This is a genomic window from Salipiger sp. HF18, assembly GCF_011806505.1.
Lineage (GTDB): Bacteria > Pseudomonadota > Alphaproteobacteria > Rhodobacterales > Rhodobacteraceae > Salipiger > Salipiger thiooxidans.
This window is the reverse complement of sequence record NZ_JAATOS010000152.1, coordinates 1-8467: the sequence shown is the minus strand read 5'-3', so window position 1 is coordinate 8467 and position 8467 is coordinate 1. Positions and strand designations below refer to the sequence as shown.

At 67.9% G+C, this 8467-nt stretch carries 7 protein-coding genes; all 7 read left to right on the top strand.

Going from position 1 to position 8467, the window contains the following annotated elements; genetic code table 11:
* On the top strand, positions 1-561 hold a 561-nt coding region (locus tag HC022_RS13745), incomplete at its 5' end, for an ANTAR domain-containing response regulator (protein ID WP_167452821.1).
* Positions 558-1733: a CmpA/NrtA family ABC transporter substrate-binding protein gene (locus tag HC022_RS13740; protein WP_167452820.1), complete on the top strand. Its 1176-nt coding sequence runs from the start codon at positions 558-560 to the stop codon at positions 1731-1733. The genes HC022_RS13745 and HC022_RS13740, both read left to right, overlap by 4 nt.
* Before the next feature lie 281 nt (positions 1734-2014).
* A complete protein-coding gene (locus HC022_RS13735) occupies positions 2015-3376 on the top strand; it encodes a CmpA/NrtA family ABC transporter substrate-binding protein (protein WP_167452819.1) in 1362 nt (453 codons plus the stop codon).
* 221 nt (positions 3377-3597) lie between these two features.
* The gene (locus tag HC022_RS13730; RefSeq protein ID WP_167452818.1) at positions 3598-4680 is read left to right on the top strand and encodes an ABC transporter permease; all 1083 of its coding nucleotides are present in this window, start codon (positions 3598-3600) and stop codon (positions 4678-4680) included.
* A gap of 100 nt (positions 4681-4780) precedes the next feature.
* Complete coding sequence (locus HC022_RS13725) at positions 4781-6475, top strand: ABC transporter ATP-binding protein (protein ID WP_167452817.1); 1695 nt, start codon at positions 4781-4783, stop codon at positions 6473-6475.
* Positions 6476-6544: 69 nt separating this feature from the next.
* Positions 6545-7486 carry a GAF domain-containing protein gene (locus HC022_RS13720; protein ID WP_167452816.1) on the top strand — a complete coding sequence of 314 codons (942 nt, stop codon included), beginning with the start codon at positions 6545-6547 and terminating at the stop codon, positions 7484-7486.
* 14 nt (positions 7487-7500) lie between these two features.
* Positions 7501-8467: NAD(P)/FAD-dependent oxidoreductase (locus HC022_RS13715; RefSeq protein ID WP_167452815.1), on the top strand; the 967-nt coding region annotated here is incomplete at its 3' end.

Sequence of the window (8467 nt, the reverse complement as noted above, 5' to 3'; positions counted from 1 at the left end):
GTCGTCGAACCTGACCGCGACCGCGCGCTGCTGATCGTCGACAGCCTCCGCGACGCCGGAAACTACGACATTCACGTGATCTCAGAACCCACCGGGCTTGCGCGCCGCATCCAGGCGCTGAACCCCGACGTGGTGCTCATCGACATCGAGAGCCCCTCGCGCGACATGCTCGAAGAGCTGGCGCTGGCCTCGGGTCCGCACGACCGGCCGGTCGCCATGTTCGTCGACCGCGACGGCGCCGGCCTCACCGAGGCCGCCATCGAGGCCGGGGTCTCGGCCTATATCGTCGACGGCATGAAACCGCAGCGGGTGAAGCCGATCATGGACGCGGCCATCGCCCGCTTCCGCATGTTCCAGCGCATGCGCACCGAGCTTGCCGAAACCAAGCGGGCGCTGGAAGAGCGCAAGATGATCGACCGCGCCAAGGGCATGCTGATGAAGGCCCGCGGCATCAACGAAGACGAGGCCTACGCGCTTCTGCGCAAGACCGCCATGGACCAAGGCCGCCGGGTGGCCGAGGTCGCGGCGGCGCTGGTCACCGCGGCGGGACTGCTGGGATGATCGCGGCGCAGCTCTCTGTCGGCTTCCTGCCGCTGGTCGATGCCGCGCCGCTCATCGTGGCGCACGAGATGGGCTTCGCCGCCGAGGAGAGCATCGCGCTCGACCTGCGGCGCGCGCCGTCGTGGTCCTCGGTCCGCGATCTGCTGACCTTTGGCCGGGTCGAGGCCGCGCACATGCTCTCGCCCGTGCCCGTGGCCGCGGCCCTCGGGCTCGGCGGCACCGGCACGGCGCTCTCGGCGGTCTCGGTGCTGTCGGTCAACGGCAACTGCATCGGCGTCAGCAACGCGCTTGCCGCCAAGCTGCGCGCGCATGGCCACGACTTCGGCTTCCGCGACGCCCGCGCCGCCGGCGAGGCGCTGATCGCGGTCTGCGACCAGCCGCTGCGGCTGGGCGTGCCCTTCCCCTTCTCGATGCACGCCGAGCTGCTCTACTACTGGCTCTCGGCGCTGGGGCTCCCCGCCCCGCAGAGCGTCGATATCCGCACCGTGCCACCCTCGCTGATGGCCGACGCGCTCAAGGCCGGCGAGATCGACGCCTTCTGCGTCGGCGAGCCATGGGGGAGCATGGCGGTCGAGAACGGCGTCGGCACGCTGCTGCTGCCGGGCAACGCGATCTGGAAATTCGCCCCCGAAAAGGTGCTGGCGGTCCGCAGCGACTGGGCCGCGGCCGAGCCCGACCTGCTGGGCCGGCTGATCCGCGCGACCTGGCGCGCCGGCCGCTGGCTGGCCGAACCCGGCGCGCCGACGCTCGCGGCCGAGCTGCTGAGCCGCAAGGAATACCTCGACCTGCCGCCCGAGATCCTCGACCGGGCGCTCACCGGGCGCATGGTGATCTCGCCGCAGGGCGAGGAACGCTCGGTCGAGGGCTTCGTCGAGTTCCACCGCGGCGCCGCGAACTTCCCGTGGCGCAGCCAGGCGGAGTGGATCGGCATGCAGCTCGCCGCCCGCACCGGGCTCGACCGCACCACCGCCGCGCGCGCCGCGCGCGGGGTGTTCCGCAGCGATCTCTACCGCGAGGCGCTGAGCCCGACCCGCGCCGACCTGCCCGGCGCCTCCTCGAAGATTGAGGGCGCGCTGAGCGAAGAGACCGCCGTGGCCTCGGTCGGGGGACGGCTCTTCCTCGGGCCGGATTCGTTCTTCGACGGCCGCATTTTCGAACCCTCGCGGAACTGACGCGACTTTTTTGTGCATCTGCAGCATGAACCGTTTTACCGCCCGGTAAAAGATACGTCTTTCGTGCGTTTTCATTTGCCCGGCGCGCCGATTCACCCGCATAGAAGCTTCACGAAGCATGCAATGGCGCCTGCTTCCCGAAATTCTCCCAGCGTTTGGGATATCCGAGCAAAGCCGCTCGACTGCCGCGACCTTCCTCCGTCGCGGCCAGTCGGCGGCTTTTTTGTTTTTTCGGTCCGGGACGCAACATCCGGACCAGCACCCAGGGACGGAACGGACGAATGAAGAACCTTCTCCTCGCACTTACCGCCACCACGGCACTGTCCTCGCCGCTTTTCGCGCAGGACCTCGAAAAGGACGAGCTGACCTTCGGCTTCATCAAGCTCACCGACATGGCGCCCCTCGCGGTGGCCTACGAGCAGGGCTACTTCCTCGACGAAGGCCTCTTCGTGACGCTCGAGGCGCAGGCCAACTGGAAGGTGCTGCTCGACGGCGTGATCGGCGGCCAGCTCGACGGCGCGCACATGCTGGCCGGCCAGCCGCTCGCGGCGACCATCGGCTACGGCACCGAGGCGCATATCATCACCCCCTTCTCGATGGACCTGAACGGCAACGGCATCACCGTGTCGAACGCCGTCTGGGAAGAAATGAAGCCCAACATCCCGACCAACGCCGACGGCCTGCCGCAGCATCCGATCAGCGCCTCCGCGCTGGCGCCGGTGGTCGAGAAGTACCGCTCCGAGGGCAAGCCCTTCAACATGGGAATGGTGTTCCCGGTCTCGACCCACAACTACGAGCTGCGCTACTGGCTCGCCGCCGGCGGGCTCGAGCCCGGCTACTACTCGCCCGAGAACGTCACCGGCCAGATCGGCGCCGAGGTGCTGCTCTCGGTGACCCCGCCGCCGCAGATGCCCGCCACCCTCGAGGCCGGCACCATCTACGGCTACTGCGTGGGGGAGCCGTGGAACCAGGCGGCCGTGTTCAAGGGCATCGGCGTTCCGGTGATCACCGACTACGAGCTGTGGAAGAACAACCCCGAGAAGGTCTTCGGCATCACCGCCGAGTTCGCTGAAGAGAACCCGAACACCACCAAGGCCGTCGTCAAGGCGCTGATCCGTGCCGCCATGTGGCTGGACGAGAACGACAATGCCAACCGCATGGAAGCGGTGCAGATGCTGTCGCAGCCGGAATACGTGGGCGCCGACGCCGAGGTGATCGCCAACTCGATGACCGGCACCTTCGAGTACGAGAAGGGCGACAAGCGCGAGGTTCCCGACTTCAACGTGTTCTTCCGCTACAACGCCACCTACCCGTTCTACTCGGACGCGGTGTGGTACCTCACCCAGATGCGCCGCTGGGGCCAGATCCCCGAGGCCAAGCCGGACGCGTGGTACGACGAGATCGCCAGGTCGGTCTACAAGCCCGAGATCTACCTCGAGGCCGCCCGCGCGCTGGTCGACGAGGGGCTCGCCGACGAGGCCGACTTCCCCTGGGACAGCGACGGCTACAAGGACGCGACCCCGGCCGAGGACGTCATCGACGGCATCCCCTACGACGGCAAGCAGCCTAACGCCTACCTCGAGAGCCTGCCGATCGGCCTGAAAGGTGAGCAGAAGGTCATCGGCAACGAGATCCAGGGCTGATGTTGCTTCCAGGCTGTGCCCTGACGGGCGCAGCCTGGGGGCGCTCCAGGACAGATGGCAGATGCACCTTCGGGTGTGCCTGCCGCCCCTTCCCCGAGCCCCACTTCCCCGAGTCCCACCTCCCCGAGACGACAGACCACGGGACGGTGGGCGGCGCGATGCGCCCGACGGGCGCGAGCGCCCGCCCCCGTCCCGATCCATCCAACCCCGAGGACCCTCCGATGACCACCGTCGATCCCGATTACGCCCGTGACGCCGCGCGCGAGGCCCGCCGGGCGCGCCTCTTCACCCGCATCAACAAGGCCGACGCATGGTTCCGCGTCCTCGGCCTCGCCTGGATCACCCCGATCCTGAAAGCCGCCGCCGGCGACAATCCCCGCGCCCAGATGAAGGACATCTGGCTGCTGCTGGGCGTGCCGCTGGTCGCCATCGTGGCCTTCCTGCTGCTCTGGGGCACGCTGGCGCCCAAAGTGCAGACCTCGCTCGGCGCCGTCCCCGGCCCGGCAGAGGTCTGGCACGAGGCCGTGCTCCTGCACCAGGACGCCGAGGCCAAGGCCGCGAAGAGGGAGAAGTTCGAGACCATGGTCGCGGCGCGCAACGAGAAGCTCATCGCCGCGGGCAAGGAAGACCAGGTCAAGGACGTCGCCTACACTGGCGCGCCAAGCTACTACGAGCAGATCTGGACCTCGATCAAGACCGTGTTCTTCGGCTTCCTGATCGGCTCCTGCGTCGCCATCCCGCTGGGCATCCTTGCCGGCCTCTCGCCCTACGCCAACTCGGCCATCAATCCGCTGGTGCAGATCTTCAAGCCGGTCTCGCCGCTGGCGTGGCTGCCAATCGTGACGATGATCATCTCCGCCGCGGTGGCCACCAACGACGGGCTCTTCTCCAAGTCCTTCCTGATCTCGGCGATCACCGTGACGCTGTGTTCGCTGTGGCCGACGCTGATCAACACCGCGCTCGGCGTGGCCTCGATCGACAAGGACCTCGTCAACGTCTCGAAGGTGCTCAAGATGAACACCTGGACCAAGATCACCAAGCTGGTCCTGCCCTCGGCCCTGCCGCTCATCTTCACCGGCCTGCGCCTGTCGCTCGGTGTCGGCTGGATGGTGCTGATCGCCGCCGAGATGCTCGCCCAGAACCCCGGCCTCGGCAAGTTCGTGTGGGACGAGTTCCAGAACGGCTCTTCCTCGTCGCTGGCCAAGATCATGGTCGCGGTCTTCACCATCGGCATCATCGGCTTCCTGCTCGATCGCGTGATGTTCGCCCTGCAATCGCTTTTCACCTTCTCGAACAACCGCTGAACCGGGCCCGTCCGGAGACCATCGGCGCTCAGGCAGCGAAGCGATAGCGCAAGCAAGCAAGCGCTCAGGCAGCGAAGCGATAACGCGAAAGGATCCCTCAATGAGCATTCTCAAGTTCGACAACGTCTCGAAGAGCTTCGGCGAAGGCGCCCGCAGGACCGACGTCCTCAGGGACATCGACCTCGAGGTGAAGGAGGGCGAGTTCCTCGTGCTCCTTGGCTTCTCCGGCACCGGCAAGACCACCCTCATCAACCTGATGGCGGGGCTCGAGAAACCCACGAAGGGCAAGGTCACCTTCAAGGGCGCCGCGATCGACGGCCCCGGCCCCGAGCGCGGCGTGATCTTCCAGAACTACTCGCTGATGCCCTGGCTCACGGTGAACGGCAACGTCCGGCTCGCGCTCGACAGCGTCTTCCCGAAGATGCCCAAGGCCGAGAAGGACGCCACCGTCGCCAGGTACGTGAAGATGGTCGGCCTCTCCCACGCCACCACGCGCCGCCCGGCCGAGCTTTCGGGCGGCATGCGCCAGCGCGTCAACGTGGCGCGGGCGCTCGCCATGAGCCCCGAGGTGCTGCTGCTCGACGAGCCGCTCTCGGCGCTGGACGCGCTGACCCGCGCCAACCTCGCCGACGAGATCGAGCACATCTGGGAGCAGGACAAGAAGACCTGCGTGCTGATCACCAACGACGTGGACGAGGCGATCATGCTGGCCGACCGCATCATCGCGCTGAACCCGGACGGCACGCTGGGGTCCGAGTTCCCGGTCACCATCCCGCGCCCGCGCGACCGGGGCGAGATGAACCACGACGAAACCTTCAAGCGCCTGCGCGCCGAGGTCACGACCTACCTCATGGACGTGGGCATCAGCGCCAAGACCGAGGGCTCGCGCAACCTGCCCGACGTCACCCCGATCCACGGCGCGGCCTCGGACATTCCCGCGGCGGTGGCACAGGCGCAGGAAGGCATGATCGAGGAGCGCTTCCTGGACTTCTCGCAGCTGCACAAGATCTACCCCACCCCCAAGGGGCCGCTGACCGTGGTCGAGGATTTCAACCTCAAGGTCAACAAGGGCGAGTTCATCTCGCTGATCGGCCACTCGGGCTGCGGCAAGTCCACGGTGCTGACCATGGCCGCGGGCCTCAACAGCATCTCCAGGGGCGGCATCCGTCTCGACGGCCGCCACGTCGAGGGCGCCGATCCCGAGCGCGCCGTGGTGTTCCAGTCGCCGAACCTCTTCCCGTGGCTCACTGCCCGCGAGAACTGCGCCATCGGTGTCGACAAGGTCTACCCCCGCGCCAGCCAGGCCGAGCGCCAGGAGGTGGTCGAGTACTACCTCGAGCGCGTCGGTCTCGCCGATGCCATGGACCGCGGCGCCGCCGACATGTCGAACGGCATGAAGCAGCGCGTGGGCATCGCCCGGGCCTTCGCCCTCTCGCCGAAGCTGCTGCTGCTCGACGAGCCCTTCGGCATGCTCGACAGCCTCACCCGCTGGGAGCTTCAGGAGGTGCTGATGGAGGTCTGGTCGCGCACCAAGGTCACCGCGATCTGCGTCACCCATGACGTGGACGAGGCCATCCTGCTCGCCGACCGCGTGGTGATGATGACCAACGGCCCGCAGGCCACCATCGGCAAGATCGTCGATGTCTACCTGCCCCGCCCGCGCACCCGCAAGGCGCTGCTCGAGCACCCGGACTACTACCTCTACCGCGAGCAGGTGCTGAATTTCCTCGAGGAATACGAGCACGGCAAGCACGGCAAGACCGACGCGAAAGCCGAGAAGAAGAAGGCCGCCTGAAAGGCAGGTGCCCCGGACCACGCGCCGGGGCGCGACCCAACGCAACCTCTATGACAAGGGGGCAGATTCGTGGACACCGTTCTCGACGCACCTGTGAAGACCTTCATCCAGGTCACCGAATACTGGATACCCGAGGGGGACCGGCTGGTTCTCGCCACGGGCCCTTACGGCGGGCTCGCCGCCTTCGAGGAGGCCACCCGCGCCATCAGCTTCGGCAAGGGCGAGGGCCTGCCCGGCAAGGCCTGGGCCGAAGAGCGCCCGGTGGTGCTCAAGGGCTTCGATGGCTCGTATTTCAAGCGCATCGAGGCCGCGGCCGAGGCCGGGCTGACCTCGGCCGTGGCGGTGCCGGTGTTCGACGGCGACACGCTCAGGGCGGTGCTGGTGGTGCTCTGCGGCGATGACGCGAACCGCACCGGCGCCATCGAGGTCTGGCACGAGGCCGACGGGCTCCTGATGCTTGACGACGGCTACTACGGCGCCGCCAAGCATTTCGAATGGGTGTCACAGCACACGCATTTCCCGCGCGGCCAGGGCCTGCCCGGCGGCGTGTGGTCGGCCGAGACGCCGATGCTGTTCCGCGACCTCGGCTCGGGCTACCGCTTCATCCGCGCCGACAGCGCCGGCAAGGCCGGGCTGACCACAGGCCTCGGCCTGCCGATCCCGGTGCCCGGCGACAAGACATTCGTGCTGACGCTGCTTTCGGCGCGCGGCACCCCCATCGCCCGCCGGTTCGAGATCTGGGACGCCCGGCCCGTGAAGGTCGGCAAGGATAAGGCCGCGATCCTCGTCGACGGAATCTGCGAGCGCGAGGGCGCGCTCTGGACCGACGACACGCAGGAGCCGCCGCGCCGCATCGCCGCCAATCAGGGCAACGTCGGCCGCGTGCTGGCCTCGGGCCTGCCCGAGATCTTCGCCGGCTCACCCAAGCTGACCGAGGGCTACGACGCCATGGTCGCCCTGCCCATCTACGACGACGGCGCCATCGCGCACATCGTCGCCTGGTACGTCTGAGAGGAGCCGCAGCAATGCAGAAACTCGTCGTCATCGGAGCGGGCATGGCCTCGGGGCGGATGCTGGAGCATCTCCTCGACGCCGCGCCCGACGCCTTCGAGATCACCGTCTTCAACGCCGAACCGCGCGGCAACTACAACCGCATCATGCTGTCGCCGGTGCTCTCGGGCGAAAAGAGCTACGCCGAGATCGTCACCCACGACGACGCCTGGTACGCCGCCAACAAGGTCACCTGCCGCTTCGGCGAGAAGGTCCTGAGCGTCGATCCCTCGCGCAAGGTCGTGGTGGGCGAGAAGGGCGAGGTCGCCTACGACAAGCTGGTCTTCGGCACCGGCTCGTCGGCCTTCATCATCCCCTGCCCGGGCCATGACCTGCCCGGCGTGGTCGCCTTCCGCGACCTCGAGGACACCACCGCCATGGTCGAGGCCGCGGGCAAGCCGGGCTCGAAGGCGGTCGTCATCGGCGGCGGCCTGCTCGGGCTCGAGGCCGCGGCGGCGCTGCGCCTGCGCGGCATGGAGGTGACCGTACTGCACATCGCCTCGCATCTGATGGAGCGCCAGCTCGATCCGGCGGCGGGCTACCTTCTGAAGAAGGATCTCGAGAAGCGCGGCATCACCGTGCTGCTCGAGGCCTCGACCAGGGAGATCATCGGCAACGGCCGCGCCGAGCAAGTGACCCTTGCCGACGGCACCGAGCTGCCCTGCGACATCGTGGTGATGGCGGTGGGCATCCGCCCCGCCGTGACGCTGGCGCAGGACAGCGGCATCCCCTGTGGCCGCGCCATCAAGGTCGATGCGCAGATGCGCACCGAGACCCCGGACGTCTTCGCCGTCGGCGAATGCGTGGAATACAACGGCAACCTCTTCGGCCTCGTGGCGCCGCTCTACGACCAGGCCAGGGTGCTGGCGAAGACCCTCGTGGGCGAGCCCGAGACATTCGCCATGCGCGAGCTCTCGACCAAGCTCAAGGTCACCGGCTGCG

Bases quoted from the DNA above. Each gene is read 5' to 3' on its own strand.
- HC022_RS13730 (WP_167452818.1), top strand. From the start codon at position 3,598: ATGACCACCGTCGATCCCGATTACGCCCGTGACGCCGCGCGCGAGGCC.
- HC022_RS13725 (WP_167452817.1), top strand. From the start codon at position 4,781: ATGAGCATTCTCAAGTTCGACAACGTCTCGAAGAGCTTCGGCGAAGGC.
- HC022_RS13735 (WP_167452819.1), top strand. From the start codon at position 2,015: ATGAAGAACCTTCTCCTCGCACTTACCGCCACCACGGCACTGTCCTCG.
- HC022_RS13740 (WP_167452820.1), top strand. From the start codon at position 558: ATGATCGCGGCGCAGCTCTCTGTCGGCTTCCTGCCGCTGGTCGATGCC.